Origin of the sequence: Streptomyces sp. NRRL B-24572, from assembly GCF_002156145.1 — a bacterium.
GTDB lineage: Bacteria > Actinomycetota > Actinomycetes > Streptomycetales > Streptomycetaceae > Streptomyces > Streptomyces vietnamensis.
In genome coordinates, this window is the sequence record NZ_MWIG01000772.1 from 1 (window position 1) to 833 (window position 833).

The 833-nt window shown below is 74.8% G+C and carries 1 protein-coding gene; it reads right to left on the bottom strand.

Annotated elements, in window-relative coordinates:
- Positions 1 to 833, bottom strand: an 833-nt coding sequence (locus CCN56_RS35550; RefSeq protein ID WP_086831899.1) for a transposase, incomplete at both ends; no start/stop codon positions are given.

Sequence of the window (833 nt, forward strand, 5' to 3'; positions counted from 1 at the left end):
CCGGCGCGGGTCGTCCCACTCGCCCAGCAGCACCAGCGGACGCATCCGCTCCCCGCCCGGCGCCGGCAGCGCGACCCGCACGGCCGTCGCGAGCGAGGTCCGCGAGGTCCGCGCCCCCGCCACCGTGTCCACCCAGCTCACCGGCCTGCGCAGCCCCTTGAGCGACTCCAGGATCTGCACCGCCGACAGCGGCCCCGCCCCGAAGCCAGGCAGCGAACGGTCGGCGATCGCGAGCCGCGAGCCCGGGTTGATCCGCGCCACCACCGGCACGCCCGCCCCCGCGAGCCGCGTCAGGGCCGCCCGTCCCGCACCGCCCCGGATGTCGAGCAGCACCGGCTTGCGGGTCACGTCGGACCAGCGGGCGGTGTCGAGCGCCGCCGCGACCGCGCACTCCTCCAGGGTCTCCTCGCCGGCTTCCTGCGGAACCTCCGCGCGGTCGCGCCGCGTCCGGTCGTTCACCCAGGGATCCGGCAGGAAGAGACGCCAGTTGACCGGCACGCTCAGCTCGTCGCTGGCGAACCACACCCCGAACGCCTGCTGCCCGTGGAAGACCTGCCCGCGCTCCGGGTCGAACCGCCGGTCCACCCCCACCGAGTGCTCCCCGGCCTTCGGGATCGGCATCGGCCGCACCACCCACGCCTGCGGGCAGGTGTTCCGCTCCAGATACCGGGCGAGCGCCGCCCGCATCGGCTGCCAGTCCCAGGTGGAACTGGACACGAAGTGGTGCAGGCTCTGCTCGGCCGCGGGACCGCCGATCTGCGCGGCGATGTTGCGGATCGACTTGCGGCCCTGCGCCGTCAGCAGACCGTGCAGGTACTGCTCGGTCTGCTGAC